The organism is Mesorhizobium sp. L103C131B0 (genome assembly GCF_000502275.1).
Taxonomy (GTDB): Bacteria; Pseudomonadota; Alphaproteobacteria; order Rhizobiales; family Rhizobiaceae; genus Mesorhizobium.
In genome coordinates this window covers 283,960-309,945 of record NZ_AYXC01000003.1, presented here as the reverse complement: position 1 = coordinate 309,945, position 25,986 = coordinate 283,960, and the positions used below count along the sequence as shown (strand labels likewise).

Here is a 25,986-nt window from a genome sequence, read left to right as displayed (position 1 = left end):
CCGAGCGGGAGGCTGGATGGGTACGGTCGGCAAGGCGATTTCACTTCTGGAGCTGTTCACGGCGGACGAGCCCGAGCTCGGACTTTCCGATCTCGCGCGGCGGTGCGCCTTGGACAAGGCGNTGATGGCGCTGGGCGGCCATGGCTTCGTCGAGCAGGATGCCGGCACGCGGCACTATCGCCTCGGCGCCGGCCTGTCGCGGCTGGCGCGTATCCGCGAAGCCTGCTTCCCGTTCCTGCAAACGGCAATTCCCGTGGCGCAGGATTTGGCGGGTTCGACAACCGAGACGGTGCATCTGTCGGAATTCGGCGTCGACAGGCTGATCACCGTTTATGTCGAGCATTCAAGCTGGGCAAACCGGGTGAACATCGATGTCGGCCAGCTTCTGCCGCTGCATTCCACCGCCTCCGGCATCGCCTATCTCGCCTTCGCCGACAACGCGACCGTGAAAGCATGCCTGACAGGTTCGCTTGAGGCCTTCACCGATCATACCCTCGTCGAGCCGGCCGCCATTTCAAAGTCGATCGGCGAGGCGCGCGACCGCGGCTATTCGATCTGCGGCCAGGGCCATGAGGACGGCGTGATCGGCGTCGCGGCTGCAATCCGCGCCGCCAACGGACTTGCGCTGGGGAAAATTGCGGTGGCAGCCCCGAAGGCCAGGACGACACCGGCTGCGATCGTGGAACGAGGGCTTGCGGTTGTGACCGCGGCACGGGAGATTTCGATGCGCCTCAATGGCGAAAACCTGCAAACCCTGAGGAGGCAGGCCTGATGTCTGCAGATATGGCGCCCCGCATCCTGGTCATCGGCACGGGCGATACCAAGACCGACGAACTGCTGTTCATGAAAGCGTGTATCGAGGCATCCGGTGGCCGCGCCGTGATGATGGATGTCAGCGTGCTGGGCGCCCCCGCCTATAGTCCCGATCACGACAAGCATGCCGTTGCGCGGGCCGCTGGCGTGACGATGGCCGAAATCGTCTCGAGCGGCGACGAAAACACCGCCATGACATTGATGGCCGTCGGCGCCGTTCAGCTGGTGCGCCAGCTTCACCAGCGCGGCGAGATCGACGCCTTCATCGCCATCGGTGGTTCGATGGGAACCGATTTGGCGCTCGATGTCGCGCTGTGCCTGCCGCTCGGCGTGCCGAAATTCGTCGTCTCGACCATCGCCTACTCGCATCTCATTCCGCCCGAGCGCGTCGCGCCCGACCTGATGATGATCCTGTGGGCAGGCGGGCTCTACGGCCTCAACACCATCTGCAAGCTGGTCCTTTCCCAGGCCTGCGGCGCGGTGGTCGGTGCGGCGAGGATCGTGCTTGCATCCCGTGCTTCGGCCCCGGCGGTCGGACCGACCATCGGCATGACTTCGCTGGGCAGCAGTTGCCTGCGCTATATGAAGACGCTGAAGCCGGCGTTGGAGCAGCGCGGCTATGACGTCGCAGTCTTTCACACCACCGGGATGGGGGGCCGGGCCTTCGAATCGATCGCCAGCCAGGACCATTTCTGCGCGGTGTTCGACTTCAGCCTGCAGGAGATCACCAATCATCTTGCCGGTTCGGTCGTCAGCTCCGGCGCCGACCGGCTCGAGAATGCCGGCGCCCGCGGCATTCCGCAGATCGCAGCCCCTGGCGCCGTGGACATGGTCGACTTGCCGACCTGGCAGGCGCTGCCGACAAAGTTCGCGCAGCGGCCATTCCATGCTCATAACAGGTTGATCGCCTCGATCACCGTCGATGCCGACGACCGCCGTGAAGTCGCCAGGACCATCGCCGCCAAGATCGGCGCGTCGAAGGGGCGCTCCGCTTTCATCCTGCCCTCCGGCGGCATCCAGGAATGGGATGCGCAGGGCGAGCCGCTGTACGAACCCGAAGCCCTCGCGGCGTTCACCGATGAGATGCGCAAGGCCATTCCCGCCGGCGTCGAGTTCCACGAGATCGACGCCCACATCAACAGCGACGAGTTCGTCGGCAAGGCGCTCGAAATCTTCGACCGCTGGGTCGAGGAAGGCATCATCCCGCGCGGCATGCCGGCCAAGGGAGTGGCTGCGTGAGCGCTGTTCCTGCCCAGGCGCTCGTCCTCGATTTCGGCGGCGTCGTCACCCGGACCCTTTTCGAGACCCATGCCTTGACCGAACAGGCGCTCGGCCTCGCGCCGGGAACGCTGCAATGGCACGGGCCGTTCGACCCGGATTCAGATCCGCTGTGGCGCTCCATGCAGGCCGACGAGATCAGCGAGCGCGATTATTGGCGCACCCGCACCAGCGAAGTCGGCCGGCTCGTCGGCGAGGACTGGCAGGCGATGGAGACATTCGTCCAGCGCGCACGCGGAGCCGAGCCGGAAAAGATCGTGCGGCCCGAAGCCGTCCGCGCCATCCGGACCGTGCATGCGGCGGGATTTCGCCTGGCGATCCTGTCCAACGAGCTAGATCTGTTCTATGGCGCCGGCTTCCGTCAGCGGCTGCCGCTGCTCGAGCTGTTCGACACCATCGTCGACGCCACCTATACCCGCATCCTCAAGCCCGATCCGCGCGCCTATGCCTTGGTGACCGAGGCGCTCGGCCTGCCTGCCGGCGCCTGTGTGTTCGTTGACGACCAGCAGCGCAATGTCGATGGCGGCCGTGCCGCCGGCATGCGCACCGTTCATTTCGACGTCGCGCGGCCGGCACTTTCCTATGCCGAGGCCCTCGGCCATTTCGACCTCATCTCCTGAGACATTTGCGGAGCCTTGCGATGCGCGACATCAATTTCCTCACCGAGAAAAACGCCAAGCCGATCTGGCATCCGATGGCACACCCGGCCGAGATGCGGGCCAACCCGCCAAAGGTGATCATGAAAGGCGAAGGCGTGATGGTCACCGACATCGACGGCAACACCGTGCTCGATGCGGTTGGCGGCCTGTGGAACGTCAATCTCGGCTACTCCTGCGACCCGATCAAGAAGGCCATCGCCGACCAGCTCAGCGCCCTGCCCTACTATTCCGGGTTTCGCGGCACGTCGACCGGCCCGTCGATCGAGCTCGCTTACGAACTCAGCGAATGGTTCGAACCGGAAGGCATGGTGCGGACCTTCTTCACCTCGGGCGGCTCGGATTCGGTCGAAACCGCACTGCGGCTCGCCCGCCAATACTGGAAGATCCGCGGCCAGGGCGACCGGACAAAATTCCTCGCGCTGAAGAAGGGCTATCACGGCACCCATTTCGGTGGCGCGTCAGTCAACGGCAACGCCAATTTCCGCCGCAACTATGAGCCGCTTATGCCCGGCGCCTTCCACATTCCCGCACCCTGGACCTTCCGCAATCCGTTCGATGAGACCGATCCGGCGCGGCTAGCCAAACTGTGCGCCAAAGCGCTGGAGGACGAGATCGCCTTCCAGGGCGGCGACACCATTGCCGCCTTCATCATGGAGCCGGTTCTCGGCGCCGGCGGCGTCATCGTTCCGCATGACAGCTTCATGCCGCTGGTCCGCGAGATATGCGACCGCCACGAAATCCTGCTGATCGCCGACGAGGTGGTCACGGGCTTCGGTCGCACCGGCGCCTGGTCGGGTTCGCGGCTATCCGGCGTGAAGCCGGATTTCATGACCATCGCCAAGGCGATCACCTCGGGCTATTTCCCGCTCGGCGCCACCTTGATCGGCGCCAAGGTCGCCGACGTCTTCGAGGCCGACAAGACCAGCTTCGGGGCGATCGGTCATGGCTATACCTATTCCGGCCATCCTGTCGGCTGCGCGGCAGGGCTGGCTGCACTTGCCGAGACCAAGCGGCTTCGCCTGGACGAGAACGCAGCCGCGCGCGGCATCGAGCTCGCGGCGACGCTGGAGGGGCTAAAAGCCAAGCACGCGATCGTCGGCGACATCAGGTACAAGGGCCTGATGGCTGCGCTAGAGCTGGTCTCCGATCGCACGACGAAAAAGCCGGTGGACAAGAAGACCATGGCCGTGGTTTCGGAAGCCACTTATGACGCCGGCGTCATGCTGCGCGTGTCCGGCAACAACATCATCCTGTCGCCGCCGCTGATCATCGGCGCCGCCGACGTGGCAAAGATCGGCGAGGCCATCGATGCAGGTCTGTCGAGGGCCTGATAGACCCGCTGACGCAATGGAGTTTGGTACGCAATGACCCAATCTGAGAAGAACCCGAGCGAGGAAGCGCTCGTCAAGCGGCGTGCCCGCCTGCTCGGCGCGAAATCGCAATTGTTCTACGACGAGCCCGTGCACCTGGTGCGCGGCGAAGGCGTCTGGCTCTACGATGCCGACGGCCGCAAATATCTCGATGCCTACAACAACGTCGCCCATGTCGGCCATTGCCACCCGCATGTGGTCGAGGCCTTGTGCCGTCAGGCAAGCCTGCTCAACACCCACACACGCTATCTGCACACCGCAATTCTCGACTATGTCGAGCGGCTGACGGCGACCTTCGATGCAAGCCTCGCCACCGCAATCCTGACCTGCACCGGCAGCGAGGCCAACGACATCGCGCTGCGCATGGCGCAGGCCGCCTCCGGCAATATGGGCATCATCGCCACCGACGCCACCTATCATGGCAACACGGCTGCGGTTTCGCAGCTCAGCACGCGCATGCCTCCGATCCGCGGCCGCGCCCCCCATGTCAGGCTGGTGCCGGCCCCCGACAGCTATCGCCATCCCGATGCGATGGCCAATGGCAAGGCCTTTGGCGACGCCGTGCGTCAAGCGATCGCCTCGCTGGCACAGGATGGCATTGGCCTGTCTGGCATCATCTTGTGTCCGCTGCTCGCCAATGAAGGTTTCCCGGCTCTGCCCACCGGATTTTTCGACGACGCCTTGGGGGCCGTGCGCGAAGCCGGTGGTCTGGTCATCGCCGACGAAGTGCAGCCCGGCTTCGGCCGCACCGGCAGCCATTTCTGGGGCCATCAGCGCGCCGGCTTCGTCCCCGACATCGTCACCATGGGCAAGCCGATGGGCAATGGCCATCCGATCGCGGCCGTGGTCACCACCAAAGAGATACTGGCGACCTTCCGCGACGCTTTCCGCTACTTCAACACCTTTGGCGGCAACCCGGTCTCCTGCGCAGTCGCCAATGCCGTCCTCGACGTCATCGAACAGGAAAACCTTGTCGCCAACGCGCAAGACGTCGGTGCCTGTGCGCTTGGCCTGCTGCGCCCGCTGGCCGATCGGCATGAGTGCATCGGCGAGGTCAGGGGGGCCGGACTGTTCTTCGGCGCCGAGCTGGTCCACGACCGCGACACGCGCGAACCGGCGCCCGACATTGCCGAGCAGGTCGCCAATCGCATGCGCCATCGCGGCGTGCTGATGGGCAAGACCGGCATCCACGGCAATGTGCTCAAGATCCGCCCGCCCATGCCGTTCTCGCGCGACAATGCCGACTTCCTGATCGGCCTGCTGGACGAGGTGCTGGGCGAAGTCGGGGGAGTGCCGGCGTGAATTCTGTTTCCACCCAATGCGAGCCCGAAACGGCAGCCGATGTCACGGAGCTCGCCAGGCGTGCGCTCGAACATTGGGGCGTCCGCAACTCTGAGCCGGAACTTCTGAAGCACCGCGAGAACGCCGTCTTCCGCGTGCGGCTGCCGGATGGCCAGCCGGCAGCCATGCGCATCCACCGGCTCGGCTACCACACGGACGCCGCGCTGCGTTCGGAACTGCAATGGATGGGCTTCCTGCAATCCGCCGGCGTCGCCACGCCGTCTTGCGTCGCAACACAGGCCGGCGATCCGTTCGTGCTTGTCAGCACGGCCACCTCGGCGCAGCCCCGGCAGGCCGATTGCCTGAGCTGGCTGGAGGGCCGCGCCGTGGGCGCACGCGGCGTGCCACTGGCCTACACGGCCGACCAGTCGATCCAGATCTTCACGGCGATCGGGCGGACCATCGCCCATATGCACAATGTCACTGCCTCGTGGACGCCGCCCGCGGGCTTCGCCCGCCATGCCTGGGACTTCGACGGCTTCTTCGGTGCGAACCCGGTCTGGGGCCGGTTCGAGACCTCGCCCTTTCTCGATGGTCCTCGCCGCGCGCTGGTCTTGCAGGCGCGCGACAAGGCAGTGAAGGCGCTGTCGGAACATGAGCGCAGCGCGCGCAATTTCGGCATCATCCACGCCGATCTGGTGCGCGAGAACGTGCTCATCCATGACCGTGCCGTACGCATCATCGACTTCGACGATTGCGGCCATGGCTGGCACATGTACGACCTTGCCGTCGCCCTCTACCAGAACCGCGAGGAGGCGATCTACCCGCTGATCGAAACCGCTTTGCTTGACGGCTACCAGCAAGAGCGTGCGCTGACCCCGCAGGACATCGCCGCATTGCCTCTATTCGCCGCCTTGCGTGCCTTCGCGTTTCTTGGCTGGGTGCAAAGCCGCGTCGAAGGCGACATCACCAGGGATGTCGGCTTGCGCATGTCGACCATCGCAGCCGATGTGGTGATTGACTACTTGCGCGGCGAACAGCCCAACTGACGAGCCTATGAGAGCCGTCAGCTCTTGGCGAAATGGATACTGACCGTTCCCGAGCTGCCGAAGTCGGCGACGATCGTATCGCCGGGCCGCGCCTCGACCGGGCGCACGAACGATCCGGACATCACCACCTCGCCGGCCGCGATGGACATGCCGTAGCGGGCGAGCCTGTCCGCCAGCCAGGCAATGCCCATCGCGGGATGGTTGAGCACGCCGGCGCCAAGCCCGGTCTCCTCGACCTCCGCATTGCGCGAGACGATGGCGCCGATCCAGCGCATATCGGCTTCATCGGGTCGTTGCGGCCGGCCGCCGATGACAATGCCGGCATTGGCGGCGTTGTCGGAAATCGTATCGAAGAAAGTGCGCGCCTTCTTTGTCTCGGCATTGACGCGTTCGATGCGCGTGTCGAGGATTTCGAGCGCCGGCGTGATATAATCGGTGGCGTTGAGCACGTCGAAGATGGTCACGCCTGGGCCCCTCAGCGGCGCCTTCATGACGAAGGCTATCTCGGCCTCGACGCGCGGCTGGATGAAGCGGCCGACGGGTATCGTCGCGCCGTCGTTGAAGAACATGTCGTCGAACAGCACGCCCGAATCCGGCGTGTCGATGGCGAGCGCATATTGCATCGCCTTCGATGTCAGGCCGATCTTCCAGCCCTTCGGGGTCAGCCCGGCATCGGTCTTGCGTTTCACCAGCGCTGCCTGGACGCGATAGGCATCCTCCATCGTCGCGTCGGGAAAATCGAGGCTGAGCAGACGGATCTGGCGGCGCGAACGCTCGGCTTCGAACAGCCTTGCCGCGGCATCTTCAGCTTGCTCGGGGGTCACGATGCTACCTCGTCGACGACGCCGTTGCGGAGCACGCCGATGCCGTCGGCTTCGACTTCGATCACGTCGCCCGGTTTCAGCCAGATCGGCGGGTCGAAGCGGGCGCCGGCGCCGGTCGGCGTACCGGTGACGATGATATCGCCTGGCACCAGCGTGGTGAAGGTGGAGACATAGGCGATGATCTTGCGGAACGAGAAGATCATCCGGCTGGTGCGGTCCTGCTGGCGCAATTCGCCATTGACGCGGGTGGTCAGCGCGATGTCGGCAATCTGCGCCTCGTCGGTGAACGGCACCAGCCACGGACCGAGCGAGCCGGTGCGGTCGAAATTCTTGCCCTGCGTGACGTTGAACTTGGCGTGCCGTACCCAATCGCGAATGGTGCCTTCGTTGCACAGGGATAGTGCCGCGATATGGTCAAGCGCATCCCTCTCGGCGATGCGTCGTCCACCCTTGCCGATGACGATGACGATCTCGCCCTCATAATCCAGCTGCGGCGATTCCGGCGGCCGCACCAGTGGCGCGTGGTGGCCGACGAAGGAGCGAGGGAAGCGGATGAACAGCGACGGGTTCGAAGGCGCGGCCTGGCCGTCTTTGTACTCTTCGTTGCGGTCCGGGTAGTTGACGCCGACGCAGATGATCTTTTCCGGCGACGGCACAGGGATTTCATAAGCGATGGCGCCGACTGGAAAATCGACGGCGTAGGCTTCGGCCTCTTCCGCCAGCCGCCGTAGCACGCCGGCCTCGATCACTTCGCGCAGCGTCGGCCACTGGCTGTGCCGCGCCGACAGGTCGACGACGCCCTTATCTGTGACCACGCCATAGCGCGTCTTGCCGCCGACGGTGAAGGTGGCGAGCCGCCCATGTGCAGTCATCCCGGTCTCCGTCAGGTTCGCGTCTGTGGTCACGGTGCGATGATCGGCGACGCCGTCAAATCCGGTTGGCGTGCGGCCGCGCCGGCAAAGGTGCTGCCCTCCTCGAACCAGCTTTTCGGCGCCGGCGCGCCCCATAGCGTCTGGCGCTGCGGGTCCTTGAGGTCCCATTTGATCGGCTCCAGATCCGGATCGACCGTCTGGTAGTCCGAGCAATAGATCTCGATGCGGTGATTGTCCGGGTCGCGGACATAAAGGAAGAAGGCGTTGGAAATGCCATGCCGGCCTGGGCCGCGCTCGATGTTTGCGAGGTAACCGGTCGTCGCCATCAGATCGAGCAGGTCGATGATGTTGAGCGGTGTCGGCACCCAGAAGGCGACGTGATGCAGGCGCGGACCCACACCGTTGGTGAAGGCGATGTCGTGGACACCGCCCTTGCGGTGCGTCCAGGCCGCCCACAGCTTTCCGCTACTGGCATCCTCGGTGTATTCGGTGACGCGGAAGCCAAGCTCGTTGTAGAAGGCGACGGACTCGTCGACATTGGGCGAGAAGCAGTTGAAGTGGTCGATGCGCAGCGGCTTCACGCCCTTGTAGAGCGCATATTTCTGATGAATCGGCGGCAGCCTTTCCATTTGGGCAAAGAACTCGAGCGGAATGCCGTGCGGGTCGCGGGTGCGGAAGGTGCGCGACTGGTACGGTCGCTCGACCCACTCGACCGGCAGGCCTTTTGCCTTGAAGAAATGCTCGGCCTTGTCGAGATCCTCATCCGAAAAAACCTTGAAGCCGAGATCGCGGGCTTCGGCGCTGCCGGCCTTCTTCAGCACGATGCAGTGGTGTCCGCGCTCTTCCAACGCCCTTAGATAGATGGCTTCCGATGTCTCGTCGGTAACCTGCAGGCCGAGCGTGTCGACATAGAAGGCGCGGGATTTCGCAAGGTCGGTGACCGCCAGTTCGACATGGCTGAGGCGCACGATGTTGAAGGCGGGATAGAGGTTTGGTTTGGGCAGTGGCATCCGATGTCCTCCGGTCAGCCGCCGAGTTTCTGGATCGCGTGCGCTGAAGTGGCGAAGGCGATGTTCTTCGTCTCCATGTAGAAATCGAAGGAATGGTCGCCGCCGTCGCGGCCGATGCCGGAATTCTTGACGCCGCCAAACGGCGTCGGCAAATGCCGCACATTCTCCGAATTGACCCAGATCATGCCGGCGTCCAGCGCATCGGTGAAGCGGAAGGCGCGGGTAACATCCGACGTCCAGAGATAGCCGGTCAGGCCGTATTGGGTGTCGTTGGCCAGCGCCAGCGCTTCGGCCTCGTCCTTGAAGGAAATGGCAGTCAGCACCGGCCCGAAAATCTCTTCCTGGGCAATGCGCATCCTGTTGGTGGCGCCGGTAAACAGCGTCGGGCTGACATAGCAGCCACCGCCCGGACCGGCGAACTTGCCGCCGCCGGCGGCTACCACCGCACCTTCCGATTTGCCGATCTCGATATAGGACAGCACCTTTTCCTCGTGCACCGGATGGATCAGCGGACCGACCACCGTTTTGGGATCGAGCGGATGGCCAACCTTGATGCGCTTTGCCTTCTCCGCGACCAGATCCGTGAATGTGTCGTAGACCGAGGCTTCGACCAGCAGCCGCGACGATGAGGTGCAGCGTTCGCCGTTGAGCGAGTAGATCATGAACACGGCCGCATCCGCCGCACGTTCGAGATCGGCGTCGGCGAAGACGATCACCGGGTTCTTCCCGCCCAGTTCGAAATGCACGCGCTTCAGCGTATCGGCGCCCTGTTTCATGATCATCGAGCCGGTGCGGCTCTCACCGACAAAACCGATCGCCTTGATGTCAGGGTGCTCGGTCAGCGCCTTGCCGGCGTGCTCGCCGAGGCCGTTGACCAGGTTCCACACGCCTTTCGGCAGGCCGGCCTCCTCGGCGATCTCGACCAGCAGGCGAGCGGTCAGCGGCGAAAATTCGGCCGGCTTGTGGACGACGGTGCAGCCTGCCGCCAGCGCCGGCGCGATCTTCCATGTCGACAGCATGAACGGCGTGTTCCACGGCGTGATGATGCCGACCGGGCCGATCGGCACGCGCGTGGTGATGTTGACCTGGCCTGTCGTGCGCAGCGTCTCGCCGTCGCGCGCTTCCGGCGCGCGGTCGGCGAAGAAGCGGAAATTCTCGGCGCCGCGCAGCGCGGCCTTGGCCATGAATTTCAGCGCCTGGCCGGTGTCCATGCACTCGACGAAGGCGATCTCCTCGGCGCGCGCTTCGATCGCATCGGCTATCTTGTGCAGCAGCTTCTTGCGCCCGTCGCCCGGCATGGCGGCCCAGGCCGGGAACGCCGCCTTTGCCGCCTTGGCGGCGCGGTCGATATCGGCGGCACTGCCACGCGCGACCTTGGCCAGCGGCTTGAGATCGACCGGCGACATGCTCTCGAAGGTCGAGCCATCCACCGCCGGCACCGCTTCGCCGCCGATCTGGTTCAGCACGCCGTCGCGCTTGAAACGGGCCAGATAGGCCTCGGCCTTTTTCAGATTGCCTTCGAGGTCGGACATATCAGCTTCCGTCACTTGCCGCGCAGTCGCGGATGGATTGCGTTTTTCTTCCAGCTCAGGACCGGGTCGATCTCCCTGATCTCCAGGGAAAGAGCGAAATGCGGGGTCTCGAACAGGGGGCCAAGGTATTCGCTCACCGCGGCGAAGACCGCCTCCCCGGTTCGTTTCTTGTCCTGGGCGCTGCGCCCGGTTCCAATGCGAAACGACATGTCGAGGAAAGCGTTTTCCGGCAGGCTGTCGGCGACGGCATAGGCTTCCGCGCGGAAGGCCCGCACCCGCACCGCGCCGGTTTCGAACAGCCCGGTGCCGAGCACGGTACGCAACACCAGCGCGCACAATTCGCTCATGTCGACCTTGGCATCGAGGTTGGCCGAATACTCGATGGAAAAGTGAGGCACCGCGTCTCGTTCCCCGGATTGTTCCACTGCTGTAGTTAACGCGTTAATTACATGCAGCATCACTGAAGTCAAGCCTTGCATCCAAGTTGAGGCGACGATACGGGATGGAAAGGTCAGGTTTTGGCGTGCGGTCCCGCCGACCGCCCGCATCATTGGGGACGCTGCTTCTTGCTGCCTGAAAACACCCGTCGTTCTCTGCCGATGGCGCTGCTCCATGCCCGCGAAGTGGTGATGGCGCGGTTTCGTCCAATGCTGGCGGCGCATGACGTGACCGAACAGCAATGGCGCGTGCTGCGCGTTCTGAGCGAGGCCGGCCCTGTCGAGGCGACGGAACTTGCCGATCGCGCTTCGGTGCTGCCGCCCAGCCTGACACGCATCATCAAGACGCTCGAGGGCCGAAAATTCATCACCCGCAACAAGGCGGAAGGCGATGGCCGCCGTGTCGTGCTGACGATCGCCCCGGCGGGTTCCGCCCTTATCGATGCCTTGTCGCCGGAACGCCTCGTCATCTACCGCGACATCGAACAGCGCTTCGGACATGAGAGGCTCGAGCAATTGCTCGATCTGCTGGAGAGCCTGATCGCCGGCGAGAACTGACTGCTCCCGCTCAGCCGCCAAAGCTGCCAAGCCGCGTCGGCTGCGTGTAATTGCGGTCGACATAAAGCAGCGCCGAGCCGCCGCTGCCGTGCCTGACGTCGATAACGCGGCCGATCATGACATTATGCGTGCCGACTATGTGCACATCCTCGATCTCGCAATCGAAATTGACGATCGCATCGGACAGCGCCGGCGTGCCTGAGGCCAGCGTTTGCCAGCGCGCCGCCGAATAGCGTGCCTCCATGTCCCTGGTCGCGCCGGCGAACTTGCCGGCCAGGTGCATATGGTCATGCGTCAGCACGTTGACGCAGAAGCGCCGGTTGGCGAGGAACATGGCGGCCTGCGTCGAGCGGCCGTTCATGCACACCAGCAGTGTCGGCGGTTCGTCCGACACACTGCACATGGCGGTGGCGGTGAAGCCGCCGCGCCCGGCCGGACCATCTGTCGTGACGATGTTGACCGGCGCGCAGACCCTTGCCATGGCGTCGCGGAAATCGGCCTTCGAAATCTGCGTGGCCATCTGACATCACCCGGCCGTAGAAGCGAGCGGATTGAGCCAGGTATCTCCCGTCCAGCCGTTCTCGTCATAGTCGGCCATGCAGGTGTCGACCAGTTCTTCCATGGCCTTCAGCCGGCCGCCGCGTTCGGCGCCCTTCAGCACCTGCAGCCGCACCTCTTCCGGCGCACCGGCATAGTTGAGTTCGTAGAGCGCGTGGCGGCCGCCGAACTCGGTGCCGGTCGCGTCCCACAACAGTTTCATGATCTTGATGCGCTCGACATGGCCCATGTCGTTGGAACCGCGCACATATTGCGCAAGGTATTTGTCGATCTCGGGATTGTTGAAGTCGCGCACTGATGACGGCAGGTAGATCAACCCAGAAGCGATCACCCGGCGCACCGTGTCGATGACGCGCGGATAGGCTTCCGACATGAAAGTCCGGTAGGCAAGGGCTGCTTCCAGGTTGGGCAGGACAGCGCCATTCGCCCAGGGGATCGGATTGTAGGCCATGGCGTTGGAGAAGCTCCAGAACATGTGCCTGAGCGCGATCACCTCGCCCAGCGCCGCCTGGTTGCCGCGGAAGGCATCGCCGCCGGTGGCGCGCAGCGCCTTTGCCAGCAGGCCGGCGAGGAAGTCGAGCTTGACGGCAAAGCGTGTGCAGCCCTGGAAGCAATAGCCATGCATGAAGCCCGAAGCCGGATGGAAGGACAGGATTTTCTGCGCCTCGCGCAGCACCAGCACGTCCTCCCAGGGGATGAAGACATTGTCGAGCACCAGGATGGCATCGTTCTCGTCGAAGCGCGACGACAACGGATAGTCGAACGGAGCCGCCGCCGTGTTGGCCGTCTGCTCATAGGAGACGCGGCAGAACATCTTTACCCCCGGCGCATTCATCGGCACGATGAACATGACCGACAGCGACGGATCTTCGGTGACCGTCGCCGAACTCTGCGCCAGGAAATTGTAGTGGGTCAGCGCCGAGGACGTCGCCACCACCTTGGCGCCGGAGACATAGATGCCGGCGTCGGTCTCCTTGGTGATGTGGACGAAGACATCCTTCACCTGTTCGGCCGGCTTGTGGCGGTCGATCGGCGGGTTGACGATGGCGTGGTTCATGAACAGCACGGCTTCCTGCGCACGCTTGTGCCAGGCGAGCGCATTGTCCTTGAACGGGCCGTACCAGTCGGCATTGGCGCCGAGCGTGTTCATCAGTGCCGCCTTGTAATCGGGCGTGCGGCCCATCCAGCCATAGGACATGCGTGACCACTCGGCGATCGCGGTCTGCTGGGCCGCGAGTTCGCCGGAGGATTTGGCGACGCGGAAATATTTGTGGGTGTAGCCGCCCGAAGCGGTATCGGTAGGCGAGGTCAGCGTGCCCTGCCGCTTGGGATCGTGCAGCGCATCATAGAGGCGCGCCAGCGACCGCGCCGAATTGCGCATCGCCGGATGGGTGGTGACATCGGCAATGCGCTCGCCGTTGATGTAGACCTCGCGGCCGTCGCGCAAGCTCTCCAGATACTCGGCCCCGGTGAACGGGCGCCCATTGTCGGCACGAAAGTCTTCCGATCGCATGATGTTCCTCCACTTATGGCATCAACTCTAGCGCTCCTGGCAAGGATCGGTTAGGACGTAACGGCAAAACCGATTGGACTTTTTCCGGCGCAATGAGCCTCAATTCCATTCCTGATTTCTTTGTCTATGGCGAGCCGGTGCGGCCGCTCGATGTCGGCTTCCTGCATGTCGAGACGGTGCTTGCGCGCAGCAACATTCATCTCGGCCAGGTTGCCGCGCACAAGCATCCGCAAATGGGCCAGATCACCTACTGGACCAGCGGCTCCGGCACCTACCGCATCGAAGACCAATCCTGGGACTTTTCGGCACCGGCCGTCAGCTTCGTGCCGAGCACCATCGTGCATGGCTTCTCGATCGGGCCCGGCACCGACGCCATCGTCGTTTCGGTCGCCGATGATGCGCTTGCGGCAATAGCCGCTCACAGCCTGCTGCCATTGGACCGGCCGGTCTTTGCCGATAGCCTTCCTCAGCACGTCGCGTGGAAAAGGCTGGCGGCGGTGCTGGAGATGATCGCCGCCGAATATGCCGAGGCGCAGGCCGGCAGTGACAAGACCCTGCCGGCGCTGATCGCCGTCGCGCTCTCGCACATCGCGCGCCTTGGTCCCGAGGTGAAGGATGCCACCGGTTCTTCCGATGCTGCATTGGCGCGCGGCTTGCGCCGTCTGGTCGATGCGCATTTCCGCGACAACTGGCCCGTCGACCGCTACGTCGGGGCGCTGGCCACGACACCGCATCTTCTCGACAAGGCCGCCCATACGGTGCTTGGCAGCGGCGTCAAGCGGCTCATGGGCGAGCGACGGTTGCTGGAGGCCAAGCGGTTGCTGCTGTTCACCGTGCGCACCGTCGAGGACATCGCCTACGAAATCGGCTTCGAAGATCCGGCCTATTTCTCACGCTTCTTCCGGGAGCGGGTTGGCCAGGCGCCCGCCGCCTGGCGCCGCGCGCAGCTGGGGCAGAGTTGAAGCTTCCGCGCCGGCCAGGATCAGGCGTTTGGGCCGACACGCCGGCCAGGCGCAGCGCCGCCGAGTTGATCCACCTGTTGATAGGTGTTGCCGCGCAGCATCACCCCGCGCACGGCGCGGCGCATCGAGATTGATGTCGCCGCGAAACTTGCTGGTGTTTTTTGTCGCTTCCAAACGGTTCGTTATTTGAACCACCATTTTATGTGCTATGAGCGGACTGCAAGGTGGATTGGCTTCCGTCCCATGCGAAGTATCTTGAGGACGCACGATGAGCACAGTCGGCAAAGCGATATCGCTGTTGGAACAGTTCACGCTCGGCGAACCGGAGATCGGCCTGTCCGAGCTCGCCCGCAAAACCGGCCTCGACAAGGCGACGGCGCGGCGCCTGCTGATGGCGCTGGCCGACCACCGCCTGATCGAACAAGAGCCGGCAAGCCGCCGCTACCGGCTCGGCGCCGGCCTGTCGCGGCTGGCCCGGTTTCGCGACGCGCATTTTCCCTTCGTGCGCGTGGCAGCACCTGTGGTTCGCGAGCTGGCGCTGGAAACCGGCGAAACGGTGCATCTGTCGGAATTCAGCGCCGGCGCACTGCTGACGGTCCATGTCGAGCTGTCGGCAAAGGCCAACCGGGTCAATGTCGATGTCGGCCAGGTGCTGCCCTTGCACGGCACCGCCTCCGGCATCGCCTTTCTCGCCGCTTCGCCTCGGGAAGCGGCCGAGGCCTATGTCGACAAGCCGTTGCCGACCTTCACGCCACACACGGTGACGCAGCCCGACAGGCTGATGAAGGCGATCCGGCTTGCCGCCAAGCGCGGCTATTCCTCGAGCTCCCAAGGCTATGAAGAAGGCGTGCACAGCATAGCCGCGGCAATCCTCGGCTCCGATGGGCGTCCTCTCGGTGCGCTCGCGGTGGCCTCGCCTGTGTCACGCGCCGATGACAGCATGGCGGCCAGCCAGGGCGAAGCGGTGATCCAGGCGGTGCGGCTGATTTCAGCGCGCCTGGCCGGCGAAGCCTGACATCTCTACCGTCGCAGGGGAGATGATTAGCGGGTTAAGTTCCCAGCGGCGCACCGGCCTTGCCGCGAGACCGGAACGCTTCGTCTGGGACAGGCGGCTGGAGCGCAGCAAGGAAGAATTGTTGTCGCCCGCCCGAGCGTCGCCCACGATCTCGGAAATCGCCTTTGCTTGCGGGTTCAATTCGAGTGCGCATTTTTCGCGCGCGTTCGAGAGCCGGTACGATGTGGCCCGCGGGAGTTGCGCCAGAGGCTGGGGGCGGGTGCATTAAGGGGTGGGCCGTTTGCCGATCTCGGAGAGCGCCCTAGCTCGCCGAAAGCCGGCATCCGGCAGCAAGTTCTACATATTGGCAGCGGTTGGCCGCACGATCACTTCGTTGACGTCGACGCCATCGGGTTGATCAAGCGCAAAACGGATCGCCCGTGCAATGGCGTCCGGTGTGAGCGACTTCTGCCGCCATTCTTTCAGAGCCGTGGCGACCTGAGGATCGCTGATATCGTCGCCCAGTTCGGTTGCGGTCACTCCGGGGGAGATGATCGTGGCGCGGATGTCGTCATGCTCCTGCCGCAGCCCCTCGGTGATTGCCCAGACGGCATATTTCGTGCCGCAATAGACCGCCGCGGTGGGCAGCACGATATGCGCGCCGACCGAGGCGACATTGACGATATGCCCATTCTTCTGGGCGACGAAGCGCGGCAGCACCGCGGCGATCCCGTTCAGCACGCCGCCGATGTTGACATTGATCATGCGAGACCACTCATCGCGCTTCAGCGCGGCAAGCGGCGACAGCGGCATGACGCCGGCATTGTTGACCAGCACATCGATCTGCCCGAATTCGGCATGAGCGGCATCGGCAAAGGCGTCGAAATTCGCCGCGTCAGTCACGTCGAGTTCGCGCCACGCGACGCCTTTGCCTATTTCTGCGGCCAGCGCCTTGAGCCGCTCGGTGCGGCGGGCCCCGATGAACAGTCTGGCGCCGGCACCGGCAAGTTCCCGAACCGTCGCTTCGCCGATGCCGCTGGAGGCGCCGGTGATGAGTACAACCTTGTCTTTAAGTCCCGTCATGATCGTTCCTTTTTCGCTGCGGCGACGGGGAGATAGATGGCGCGAACCGGCAAAGGCCGGTAGCGTGATCGTCCAAAGAGTTTGCACGATCCTCCAAATGAACTCGAAATGCCTTGCAACATTTCGCGCCATGAAGATTTATGCGGCATGGAGAAAATCAATGAACTCGCCGAGCTGATCACCCGCTTTGCGCCGAAATCTGGCATGGCCGGCACTGCGGTGCCGCGGCTGTCGCTCATTCGCGCCAACCAGCCCAGTGCACCCGTGCCTGCGGTCTACGAGGCGTCGCTTTGCATAATCGCCCAAGGATCGAAGCGCGTCTCGCTGGCCGACCAGAGCGTGGTCTATGACGCATCGAGCTACCTGCTCGTCTCGGTCGACCTGCCGCTGGTCGGGCATGTGTTGGAGGCGAGCCCGGCGGCGCCCTACCTCTGTTGCAAGATAGATTTTGATTCCACCGCGCTGGCCGAACTGCTTGTGAAAGAAGGACGTGCATCCCCCAGCAGGGATCTGCCGGTGTTAGCTGCCTATCCAAGTGACCCCGACCTGATTGATGCCGCCTGTCGGCTTGTCAGGCTGCTCGATCGCCCCGAGAGCGTCACCGTGCTGGCGCCGCTGATCGAACGCGAAATCCTTTACCGGCTCCTCACCGGACCGCACGGTGACACGCTTCGCCAGATGGCGTCGGTGGACAGCCACCTGAACCAGGTCAGCCGCGCCATCGCCACGATCCGCAATCATTTCCAGGCACAACTGCGCATCGAAGAGATTGCGGCGGCATCAGGCATGAGCGCGTCGTCCCTTCATGCCCATTTCAAGGCGATTACGCGCATGACCCCGCTCGAATACCAGAAGCAGCTGCGCCTGCAGGAGGCGCGAAGGATTATGCTTGCCGGCGGCGCAAACGCAGGCACGGCCGGGTTCGCGGTGGGCTATGACAGCCCTTCGCAGTTCAGCCGAGAATATCGTCGCCTGTTCGGTGCGCCGCCCCGGAAAGATATTGACCGCCTTCAGGCAACACCCAGTTCGGCTGCGGCTTATTGAGTTTTCCGAGCGGCATGCGCCAGCCATGGCTGGTCAGGAGCCAGCCGCCTCCAAGTGGCGAAGCGTCCGATCATGCTCGGTAGAACTCCCGGTACCATTCGACAAAGCGCGGAACCCCTATTTCGATCGGGATTTTGGGCTTGAAGCCGGTCGCCTCCTCGAGCGAGCTGACATTGGCGAAAGTTGCCGGAACGTCGCCTGGCTGAAGTGGCCTGAGGTTGCGGTTTGCCTTGCGTCCCAGCGCGTCTTCGAGCACCTCGATCAATCGGTTCAGTTGAACGGGCGAATTGCCGCCGATGTTGTGAATCCTGAACGGGGCGTTGCTGGTCGCTGGGTCTGGCGCGACACTTTTCCACTCAGGATTGGGTGTCGCGGGTTGCTGCATGACGCGGATAATACCTTCGACAATGTCGTCGATATAGGTGAAATCCCGCTGCATGTTGCCATAGTTGAAGACCTCGATCGGCTCGCCGGCGAGGATAGCCTTGGCGAAGATGAACAGCGCCATGTCCGGCCGCCCCCACGGACCATAGACGGTGAAAAAACGCAGCCCGGTGGTCGGCAGTCGAAACAGATGGCTGTATGTGTGCGCCATCAGCTCGTTCGCCTTCTTGCTTGCGGCGTAAAGGCTGAGCGGATGGTCCGCCGGATCGTGCACGGAAAACGGCATGCGGGTGCTGCCGCCATAAATCGAACTCGACGATGCATAGACCAGATGGCCGACGGAGGCCTGCCGGCATCCTTCCAGGATGTTGACAAAGCCGCTGAGGTTGCTTTCCACATAGGCGTGCGGATTGCTGATCGAATAGCGTACGCCGGCTTGCGCCGCGAGATTGACGACAACCTCCGGCGCGGCCGAGAGGAAGAGCTCCGAAATACGGTCCCGCTCCGTGAGATCGGCATGCTCGAAACAAAAATTCGAAAACGCTTTCAGCCGCTCGAGACGAGCCTGCTTCAGGCTGACGTCATAATACTCGTTCATGGAGTCGAGGCCGATAACCTGGCGTCCTTCGGCAAGCAGCCTCAGGCAAAGATGAAACCCTATGAACCCGGCTGCGCCGGTGATCAGTATCGGCCTGCTTGATGTCACTGCATATCCTAGCGTTAATTTCAGGCGAGCTTTACAAGCTCCAGTATTTTATGTTGTCGGGAACTTCATTGGGCTTGATGGCCGACTTGACATCGAACAGTGTCCCCCCCGGCCTGATCATTTGAAAAAGACGCGCTCTTTCGTTGGTGAGATATTGCCTGTGAGGCACCGCCAGAACAAGCGCCTGCAAATCGTTTATCTCATCGAGCGGCAGGATTGTTTCGCCGTGATCACGCCGAGCGGTTTCGACATCGGCAAGGGGATCATGGACTTTGGGGACAATTCCGAACTGCCTTAGTTCCTTGACCATGTCGAAAACGCGGCTGTTGCGCAAATCCGGCACGTCCTCCTTGAATGTCAGCCCGAGAATGCCGACAGAAGCCCCTTTGACGGGCGTGTCAGAACCAATCAGCCGTTTGACAACCTGCTGGGCGACGAAGGCCCCCATGCCGTCATTGATGCGACGTCCGGCGAGGATGATCTGCGGATGGTAACCTTCGGCCTCGGCCTTGGCGGTCAAATAATATGGATCGACGCTGATGCAGTGGCCGCCGACGAACCCCGGTTTGAAGGGAAGGAAGTTCCATTTCGTCGACGCAGCATCAAGAACATCCTGCGTCCGGATATCGAGCCGCTCGAAGATCATTGCCAGTTCGTTCATCAGCGCGATGTTCAGATCGCGCTGGGTGTTCTCGATAACCTTCGCTGCCTCGGCCACCTTGATCGACGGGGCGCGGTAGACGCCGGCATCGATGATACGGCCATAAACGTTCGCGACGCGCTCCAGCGTCTCGTTATTCTCGCCGGAGACGACTTTGACGATCTTTTGCAGCGAGTGTTCTCGATCGCCGGGGTTGGCGCGTTCGGGCGAATAGCCGAGGGCAAAGTCGCGGGGATGTCGCAGGCCGGAAACCTGCTCGATGATCGGCCCACAGAAATCTTCGGTCACACCTGGATAGACTGTCGACTCAAAAACGACGACGGCGCCTTTGCTCACCGCCTCGCCGACGAGTTCGGACGCCAGTTTCAAAGAAGCTAGATCGGGAGCGCGATTTGCGTCGATAGGGGTTGGCACGGCAACGATGAAGAAAGTAGCGCCTTTCAACATCTCCCGGTCGGTGGTCAGCCCTATCGAGGTCTCCTTGAGCGCCGTTGCGTCAACTTCCCCCGTACGATCGACGCCGCCACGCAATTCCCCGATCCGACGCTCGCTGATGTCAAAAGCTATGGTGCCGGGGAAAACCTTCCCAAAGGCAATGGCTACCGGCAGGCCGACATAACCCAGGCCGATAACTGCAATGCGTTCGGACATCCGTGGGGTTCCTCGAGCCACCTGTTGAGCCGACGTGCTTGTATGGCAGGCTGTTGGCCAATTCAACGATGCTCTATCGCGAAGAGGAATGTCTCACGAAAAATGGTCGTTGCCATTTTCATGTTGCCATCCGCCGATGCCATCGATGTTGTGGATAAAATCCAGCAGGACCGGGTTTCGAGCCACTCTCTGCTGCGGATTGGGGTGAACCGTCAGGTTCTGCCGGCCATCTACGCAGCGGCGGCCCTGACGACAGGGCTGATATTCTCTGCTGCCAATCCATAGGCCACTATCGGCCTCAATCGTGCCTTCTGATCAAACCAAATGCCGGGATCGGAATTCGCATCGGCACCGAGCGGATCTGCGAAATTTCAGTTTGGTCCTTGTGCATTGGCTGCGGACACGTCGTATCCTGCGTGTGGCGACCGATATCTGGTCGATCAGCATTTGCCTGGGAGCAGAAATTGGCCAGACTCTATGACAGCCGCAGACGCATTCTCGTTACCGGGGGCGCAGGGTTTATCGGCTCGCATCTTATTGACCGCCTGTTGGAACGAGGCGACGAAATCTTGTGTGTCGACAACCTTTTCACCGGATCAAAGCGCAATATCGACCATTTGGCCAAGCATCCCCGCTTCGAATTCATGCGCCATGACGTGACCTTTCCGCTCTACGTCGAAGTCGATGAGATTTACAACCTGGCGTGTCCGGCCTCGCCTGTTCACTACCAGTACGACCCGGTTCAGACGATCAAGACCGCCGTGCACGGCGCCATCAATGTTCTTGGATTGGCAAAGCGGCTGAAATGCAAAGTCTTTCAGGCCTCCACCAGTGAGGTCTATGGTGACGCGTCTGTGCATCCGCAGCCCGAGAGTTACTGGGGCAATGTAAACCCGATCGGGCCGCGCTCATGCTACGATGAAGGCAAACGCTGCGCCGAAACGCTGTTCTTCGACTATCACCGACAACATGGCTTGTGGGTCAAGGTCGCGCGGATTTTCAATACGTTCGGGCCGCGCATGCACCCGGCAGACGGCAGGGTTGTCTCAAATTTCATCGTGCAGGCGCTTCGTGGTGAACCGATAACCATTTTCGGCGACGGCTCACAGACAAGGTCGTTTTGCTACGTCGACGACCTGGTGAGCGGCATGCTGCGCCTCATGGATACGGGGCCGGAGGTGACCGGTCCAGTAAACATCGGCAATCCAAGGGAAGTAACGATCAGGCGCTTGGCCGAACTGACGACGCAGATGACCGGATCAGGTTCGGATATAATTTACCGCGATCTTCCGCAAGACGATCCGCGGCACCGCCAGCCCGATATCACCCTTGCCAAAAGGCTTGTCGGCTGGGAGCCGACGGTGACTTTAGAAGCCGGGCTGCAACAGACGATCGACTATTTCAAAGCCCTGCTGCCGAAGGTTTCCACAAACTCGCCTTGACCCGGCACCGCAGTGCAACCGTCAAGTCTGACCGATCACCGTCGTGGTAGCGACGCCTTTTGCAGTCGACTCCGGTAGGCTTGAAGTTTTTCGAATTCTAATTATTTTAAGCTTGAAATTATTTTGAAGATCCATGGCGCTTCATCCGTCCGAGCCGGGACACCGGCATTTGGCGGAGAGCAGAAGGAGGAGGAAGATTTGCCGTTGTTCCGGAATAAAACTCCATGAACACAGCACGATTTTCCGAGAGTGTCACAGGCAAGATCGTCGATGGCGTTCTCATCGTCACGATCGAAAATCCGCCGGTCAACGCGCTGTCCCTCCATGTCAGGGCCGGACTGATGGCTGCGCTTGGGCGTGCGGCGTCGGATGAAGTGTCTGCCGTGGTGCTGACCGCCATTGGGCGCACCTTCATCGGTGGCGCCGATATCAAGGAATTCGGCAAGCCCGCTATCGGGCCCACACTGCCTGACGTGATCGAAGCGATGGAGAGCTTCGCCAAACCGATCGTCGCGGCAGTAGGCGGCGCGGCGCTCGGCGGCGGCTGCGAGATTGCGCTGGCCTGCCACTACCGGGTGGCCAGCAAGGCGGCCAGCTTCGGCCTGCCCGAGGTCAAGCTCGGGTTAGTGCCCGGGGCCGGCGGAACCCAACGCCTGCCCCGCCTCATCGGCACGGTCGCCGCAATTGACCTGATCGGCACGGGTCGGCCCGCAAATGCCGACGAAGCTCTCGCTCTCGGTCTGATCGATACCATTGCGGACGATCTTCCCGAAGGCGCGCTCGATGTCGCCCGCCGTCTCGTTGGCCAACCGCTGCGGCGCACGGGTGCGCTTTCCGTCCCGCGCTCGCAACCTGAGGCCGACGCGGCAGCCGCAAGAAAGGTGCTTTCCCGCAGCCGTGGACAGATCGCGCCTGCAGAGGCCGTGAGACTGGTCCGGGCCGCGTCCACGGCCAGACTTGAGGACGGTCTTGTGCACGAACGCGCGACCTTCCTGCGCCTCCGGGATTCTCGCGAGGCGGCAGCGTTGCGCCACGTCTTCTTTGCCGAGAGGCAAGCCAGCAAAGTCGACAGGCTGGAGGGTATCACGCCTCGCAAGGTCGAGACCGTCGGTATCGTCGGAACCGGCCTGATGGGTGCAGGCATCGCGGTCTCGGCCTTGAATGCCGGCTATCGCGTAATCGGCATCGAGCAGAACGACGACGCCGCGGCAAAAGGATACGAGCGGATCGCCGGCCTTCTCGACAAGTCGGTCCAATCCGGCCGACTCACCGATCATGCCCGCAGGGAGGCGCTGAGCCGGTTTGAAGCGGCCAGTGACGCCGGCAGGCTGGTGCAGGCCGATCTGGTCATCGAGGCAGTGTTCGACGATCTCGCGGTAAAAACCGAACTCTTCCGGAAGCTTGATCGTATCGTCCGCCCCGACGCCATACTGGCGACCAACACCAGCTACCTCAACCCCGACGAGATCGCCTCGGCAACCGCCCGGCCCGAACGGATCGCCGGCCTGCATTTTTTCTCCCCGGCCAACGTCATGCGGCTCACCGAAGTGGTGGATTGCGCGGCGACGGCGCCCGATGTGCTCGCCTCGGCTATCGCGTTCGTCAGGAAACTCGGCAAGCTGCCTGTCGTGTGCGGCGTTACCGAGGGTTTCATCGGCAACCGCCTCTATTCGGCCTACCGCCGCGAGGCGGAGTTCATGGTGGAGGATGGCGCAGCACCGGAAGAGGTGGATGCCGCGCTGGAGGCCTGGGGCTTCCCGATGGGGATCTTCGCGGTCAACGACATGGCTGGGCTGGAGATAGCCTGGGCGCGGCGCAAGCGACAGGCGGCGATGCGCGATCCGCAAGCACGTTATGTCGAGATCGCCGACCGGCTGTGCGAGGCCGGCCGCTTCGGCCGCAAGACCGGGCGCGGCTGGTACGATTATTCCGAAGGCGAGCGCAGGAGCGACCCGCAAGTGGCGGCGCTGATCGAGGCCGTTCGGGCGGCCAAGGACATCGTGCCGCGCCGCTTTTCGTCCGATGAGATCGTCACGCGCTTGCTGGCGGCAATGGCCGACGAGGGCAAGGCATTACTCGCCNGCCGCTTTTCGTCCGATGAGATCGTCACGCGCTTGCTGGCGGCAATGGCCGACGAGGGCAAGGCATTACTCGCCGAAGGCATCGCGGCGCGTGCCTCCGACATCGATCTGGTGATGATCAACGGCTATGGCTTCCCGGCCCACAAGGGCGGGCCGATGTTCCGCGCCGGAGAGGTTTAAGGACCAGCTACGACAGCCTTGCGATGACGGCGCGCAGTGCCTCGCCGAAACGCCTGACCTCGTCGACCGTGTTGTAATGGACCAGCGAGGCGCGGATGGCGCCGCTGTCCATCGACAGGTTGAGACGCTTCATCAGCCGTGGCGCGTACATATGGCCGTCGCGGATGCCGATCTGCATCTCGGCCATTTCCTCGACGATCCGCTGCGGCGACAGCTTGCCGATGTTGAAGCAGAAGGTCGGCACGCGCTCGTTGATGCGGGCTTCCTCGGCGACGCCGTAGATCGTGGCATTGCATCCCTTGAGCACGGCGAGCATCTCGCGCGCCAGGAGCATTTCATAGTCGCGGATGACGCCCATGCCGGCAACGATGTTGTCGCGCCGCGAGCGGTTGTTGGAGGGCGCCAGATTGCGGCCGATCAGTTCCAGGTACTGCACCGCGGCATCCATGCCTGAGACGTTCTCGTAGATGAAGGTGCCGGCCTCGACCTTGTAAGGCGGCTCGTCGGGGATGAAATCCTCGCGGAAGGTCGGCAGCCGCTTCAGCGTTTCGAAGCGGCCCCACAGAAAGCCCATATGCGGCGAGAAATTCTTGTAGCCGGAGCAGACGAGATAATCACAGTCCCAGGCCTGCACGTCGATCAGCCCGTGCGGTCCGTAATGCACGCAGTCAAGGAACACTTCGGCGCCGGCCGCATGCGCGATCGCGGCCACCGAGGCGACATCAACGATCGAACCGATCGAATGCGCGGTCACCGTGCAGGCGACGAGACGGGTGCGATCGGAAACCAGCGGCTTGAGGTCGTCGACATGCAGGTTGCCGTCCTCGCGCATGCGCCACCATTTGAACTTGGCTCCGGCGGACTCCAGCGCCAGCCACGTGGCGATGTTGGCGTCGTGGTCCATGTCGGTGATGACGATCTCGTCGCGCTCTGTGTCCCTGGCCAGCATCTGGCCGATGCCGAGGCTGACCAGGCGAATGAATGAGGTGGCGTTCATGCCGAAGCAGATTTCCGACGGACTGTAGGCGTTGATCAGCAAGGACACGCTCGTCCGAGCATCCGCAACCGATTGGTCGACCGTGACCGAGCGCCCATAGCGACCACCACGCTGCACATTGTGCGAGACCAGGTGATTGGTCACCGCGTCGAGCACGCTCTGCGGGATCTGCGCGCCGGCGGCGTTGTCCATGAAGATGAAATCACCAGCGCGCTGCAAGGCCGGAAACATGGCGCGGATGGTGTCGACCGGAAAGCCGCCGGCGGCTTGGGAATTGCTCAACTGTATCTCCTGCGAATGGCTTGGGAAGCGGGACGGTTGATGAGGTCAGCGCGTCTTCTCGGTCTTGAAGCGGTCTTCGAGCAGGCTGACGAGGCGGACCATGGGCCAGAGGAAGATGAGATAGACCAAAGCGGCGCCGATCAGCGGCGAGGGATTGGCATAGAGCGATTGCGCGTTGGTCGCTTCCTTCAACAGTTCAGGCAGCGCAACGGTGGAAGCGAGCGACGTGTCCTTGAACATCGAGACGCAATTGCTGGTCATCGGCGGGATGACGACGCGGATCGCCTGCGGCAGCACCACCTTGCGCAAGGTCAAAAGGAAAGGCAGGCCGAGCGCCTGTGCTGCCTCGAATTGGCCTTTCGGAATGCTCTCGATGCCGGAGCGGAACACTTCTGCTGAATAGGCCGACATGATGATGGCGAACGCCGTCACGGCGGAGGCCCAGGACGACAGACGGATGCCGAGGAAGGGCAGCGCATAATAGATCAGGATCAGCACCACCAGCACCGGCAGGGCACGGAAGATGTCGGTGTAGCCGACCGCCAGCCAGCGCAGCGGCTTCGGCGCATAGAGCCGCAACAGGCTGATCCCCAGGCCAATGGGAATGCCGATGCCGATACTCAAAATGCCGAGCAGCAGCGTGTTCAGGAAGCCACGCAACAGCGCCGGCAGGCTGGACATGATCACGTCAGGATTGAAGAAGGTGTCGATCAGCGACATGGGAGCGTTCCCGAACCCCAGAGCAAAGGATGCTCAAGCTAAAAC

At 62.9% G+C, this 25,986-nt stretch carries 26 protein-coding genes; 14 read left to right on the top strand and 12 right to left on the bottom strand.

What is annotated here, in order from left to right; translation table 11 throughout:
* The first annotated feature begins 16 nt into the window (after positions 1-16).
* Genes X730_RS156075 through X730_RS156100 form a run of 6 tightly spaced genes read left to right on the top strand, consistent with a single transcriptional unit; the run spans position 17 to position 6,450 of the window.
* Positions 17-772 (top strand): IclR family transcriptional regulator, encoded by a 756-nt coding sequence (locus tag X730_RS156075; protein ID WP_023825938.1) that lies wholly within the window; start codon positions 17-19, stop codon positions 770-772.
* Positions 772-2,052, top strand: a complete 1,281-nt coding sequence (locus X730_RS156080; RefSeq protein ID WP_023825937.1) for a Tm-1-like ATP-binding domain-containing protein — start codon at positions 772-774, stop codon at positions 2,050-2,052. The genes X730_RS156075 and X730_RS156080 overlap by 1 nt, the downstream gene beginning before the upstream one ends.
* A complete protein-coding gene (locus X730_RS156085; protein WP_023682706.1) occupies positions 2,049-2,711 on the top strand; it encodes an HAD-IA family hydrolase in 663 nt (220 codons plus the stop codon). Before X730_RS156080 ends, X730_RS156085 begins: the two co-directional genes overlap by 4 nt.
* Positions 2,712-2,731: 20 nt before the next feature.
* The gene (locus tag X730_RS156090) at positions 2,732-4,081 is read left to right on the top strand and encodes an aminotransferase class III-fold pyridoxal phosphate-dependent enzyme (protein ID WP_023825936.1); all 1,350 of its coding nucleotides are present in this window, start codon (positions 2,732-2,734) and stop codon (positions 4,079-4,081) included.
* Between the two features lie 33 nt (positions 4,082-4,114).
* A complete protein-coding gene (locus X730_RS156095; protein WP_023825935.1) occupies positions 4,115-5,422 on the top strand; it encodes an aminotransferase class III-fold pyridoxal phosphate-dependent enzyme in 1,308 nt (435 codons plus the stop codon).
* On the top strand, positions 5,419-6,450 hold the full coding sequence (locus tag X730_RS156100; protein WP_023825934.1) for a phosphotransferase: 1,032 nt from the start codon (positions 5,419-5,421) through the stop codon (positions 6,448-6,450). Before X730_RS156095 ends, X730_RS156100 begins: the two co-directional genes overlap by 4 nt.
* A gap of 17 nt (positions 6,451-6,467) precedes the next feature.
* Here X730_RS156100 and hpaH read toward each other — a convergent pair whose 3' ends face one another.
* From hpaH to X730_RS156120, 5 genes are read right to left on the bottom strand one after another with little or no spacing between them, the layout of a single operon-like run.
* The gene (hpaH, locus tag X730_RS0133415) at positions 6,468-7,277 is read right to left on the bottom strand and encodes a 2-oxo-hept-4-ene-1,7-dioate hydratase (RefSeq protein ID WP_031196750.1); all 810 of its coding nucleotides are present in this window, start codon (positions 7,275-7,277) and stop codon (positions 6,468-6,470) included.
* Positions 7,271-8,146: a fumarylacetoacetate hydrolase family protein gene (locus X730_RS156105; protein WP_023825933.1), complete on the bottom strand. Its 876-nt coding sequence runs from the start codon at positions 8,144-8,146 to the stop codon at positions 7,271-7,273. The genes hpaH and X730_RS156105 overlap by 7 nt, the downstream gene beginning before the upstream one ends.
* 29 nt (positions 8,147-8,175) lie before the next feature.
* Positions 8,176-9,156: a 3,4-dihydroxyphenylacetate 2,3-dioxygenase gene (hpaD, locus tag X730_RS156110; protein WP_023667829.1), complete on the bottom strand. Its 981-nt coding sequence runs from the start codon at positions 9,154-9,156 to the stop codon at positions 8,176-8,178.
* Positions 9,157-9,170: 14 nt separating this feature from the next.
* Positions 9,171-10,688 (bottom strand): 5-carboxymethyl-2-hydroxymuconate semialdehyde dehydrogenase, encoded by a 1,518-nt coding sequence (gene hpaE / locus X730_RS156115; RefSeq protein ID WP_023667828.1) that lies wholly within the window; start codon positions 10,686-10,688, stop codon positions 9,171-9,173.
* A gap of 11 nt (positions 10,689-10,699) precedes the next feature.
* On the bottom strand, positions 10,700-11,086 hold the full coding sequence (locus X730_RS156120) for a 5-carboxymethyl-2-hydroxymuconate Delta-isomerase (protein ID WP_023825932.1): 387 nt from the start codon (positions 11,084-11,086) through the stop codon (positions 10,700-10,702).
* A 201-nt stretch (positions 11,087-11,287) separates the two neighbouring features.
* Here X730_RS156120 and hpaR point away from each other — a divergent pair, with 201 nt between their 5' ends.
* A complete protein-coding gene (hpaR, locus tag X730_RS156125; RefSeq protein ID WP_023695202.1) occupies positions 11,288-11,683 on the top strand; it encodes a homoprotocatechuate degradation operon regulator HpaR in 396 nt (131 codons plus the stop codon).
* 10 nt (positions 11,684-11,693) lie between these two features.
* Here the strand turns inward: hpaR and X730_RS156130 are convergent, their stop codons facing one another.
* Both X730_RS156130 and X730_RS156135 read right to left on the bottom strand, forming a co-directional pair.
* The gene (locus X730_RS156130) at positions 11,694-12,203 is read right to left on the bottom strand and encodes a flavin reductase (RefSeq protein WP_023692271.1); all 510 of its coding nucleotides are present in this window, start codon (positions 12,201-12,203) and stop codon (positions 11,694-11,696) included.
* Positions 12,204-12,209: 6 nt separating this feature from the next.
* Complete coding sequence (locus X730_RS156135; protein WP_023825931.1) at positions 12,210-13,754, bottom strand: 4-hydroxyphenylacetate 3-hydroxylase N-terminal domain-containing protein; 1,545 nt, start codon at positions 13,752-13,754, stop codon at positions 12,210-12,212.
* Positions 13,755-13,846: 92 nt separating this feature from the next.
* Between X730_RS156135 and X730_RS156140 the strand changes: the two genes are divergently transcribed.
* From X730_RS156140 to X730_RS1000000165955, 3 genes are all read left to right on the top strand, one after another.
* Positions 13,847-14,716, top strand: a complete 870-nt coding sequence (locus X730_RS156140; protein WP_023699850.1) for a helix-turn-helix domain-containing protein — start codon at positions 13,847-13,849, stop codon at positions 14,714-14,716.
* 268 nt (positions 14,717-14,984) lie between these two features.
* Positions 14,985-15,731, top strand: a complete 747-nt coding sequence (locus X730_RS156145; protein WP_023825929.1) for an IclR family transcriptional regulator — start codon at positions 14,985-14,987, stop codon at positions 15,729-15,731.
* A gap of 22 nt (positions 15,732-15,753) precedes the next feature.
* Positions 15,754-15,999 (top strand): helix-turn-helix domain-containing protein, encoded by a 246-nt coding sequence (locus X730_RS1000000165955; protein ID WP_081731529.1) that lies wholly within the window; start codon positions 15,754-15,756, stop codon positions 15,997-15,999.
* 68 nt (positions 16,000-16,067) lie between these two features.
* Here the strand turns inward: X730_RS1000000165955 and X730_RS156155 are convergent, their stop codons facing one another.
* Positions 16,068-16,793, bottom strand: coding sequence for an SDR family oxidoreductase (locus tag X730_RS156155; protein WP_023682721.1), 726 nt, complete (start codon positions 16,791-16,793; stop codon positions 16,068-16,070).
* Positions 16,794-16,940: 147 nt separating this feature from the next.
* Between X730_RS156155 and X730_RS156160 the strand changes: the two genes are divergently transcribed.
* Entirely contained in the window at positions 16,941-17,837 is an 897-nt protein-coding gene (locus tag X730_RS156160; RefSeq protein ID WP_023667819.1) for an AraC family transcriptional regulator, read from the top strand.
* A gap of 70 nt (positions 17,838-17,907) precedes the next feature.
* Here X730_RS156160 and X730_RS156165 read toward each other — a convergent pair whose 3' ends face one another.
* A complete protein-coding gene (locus tag X730_RS156165) occupies positions 17,908-18,927 on the bottom strand; it encodes an NAD-dependent epimerase (protein ID WP_023834918.1) in 1,020 nt (339 codons plus the stop codon).
* Between the two features lie 31 nt (positions 18,928-18,958).
* A complete protein-coding gene (locus X730_RS156170; RefSeq protein WP_023686926.1) occupies positions 18,959-20,239 on the bottom strand; it encodes a nucleotide sugar dehydrogenase in 1,281 nt (426 codons plus the stop codon).
* A 102-nt stretch (positions 20,240-20,341) separates the two neighbouring features.
* On the opposite strand from X730_RS156170, the gene X730_RS1000000168115 reads away from it, so the two are divergent.
* The 3 genes from X730_RS1000000168115 (at position 20,342) to X730_RS156185 (ending at position 23,942) form a co-directional block, all read left to right on the top strand.
* Entirely contained in the window at positions 20,342-20,524 is a 183-nt protein-coding gene (locus tag X730_RS1000000168115; protein ID WP_023667816.1) for a hypothetical protein, read from the top strand.
* Positions 20,525-20,703: 179 nt separating this feature from the next.
* Positions 20,704-21,681, top strand: coding sequence for a UDP-glucuronic acid decarboxylase family protein (locus X730_RS156180; protein WP_023667815.1), 978 nt, complete (start codon positions 20,704-20,706; stop codon positions 21,679-21,681).
* Between the two features lie 224 nt (positions 21,682-21,905).
* Positions 21,906-23,942 carry a 3-hydroxyacyl-CoA dehydrogenase NAD-binding domain-containing protein gene (locus X730_RS156185; protein WP_023825927.1) on the top strand — a complete coding sequence of 679 codons (2,037 nt, stop codon included), beginning with the start codon at positions 21,906-21,908 and terminating at the stop codon, positions 23,940-23,942.
* A gap of 7 nt (positions 23,943-23,949) precedes the next feature.
* On the opposite strand, the gene X730_RS156190 is transcribed toward X730_RS156185, so the two are convergent.
* Complete coding sequence (locus X730_RS156190; RefSeq protein ID WP_023825926.1) at positions 23,950-25,221, bottom strand: cysteine desulfurase-like protein; 1,272 nt, start codon at positions 25,219-25,221, stop codon at positions 23,950-23,952.
* Between the two features lie 45 nt (positions 25,222-25,266).
* Positions 25,267-25,941 carry an amino acid ABC transporter permease gene (locus X730_RS156195; protein ID WP_023667812.1) on the bottom strand — a complete coding sequence of 225 codons (675 nt, stop codon included), beginning with the start codon at positions 25,939-25,941 and terminating at the stop codon, positions 25,267-25,269.
* Between the last annotated feature and the right edge of the window lie 45 nt (positions 25,942-25,986).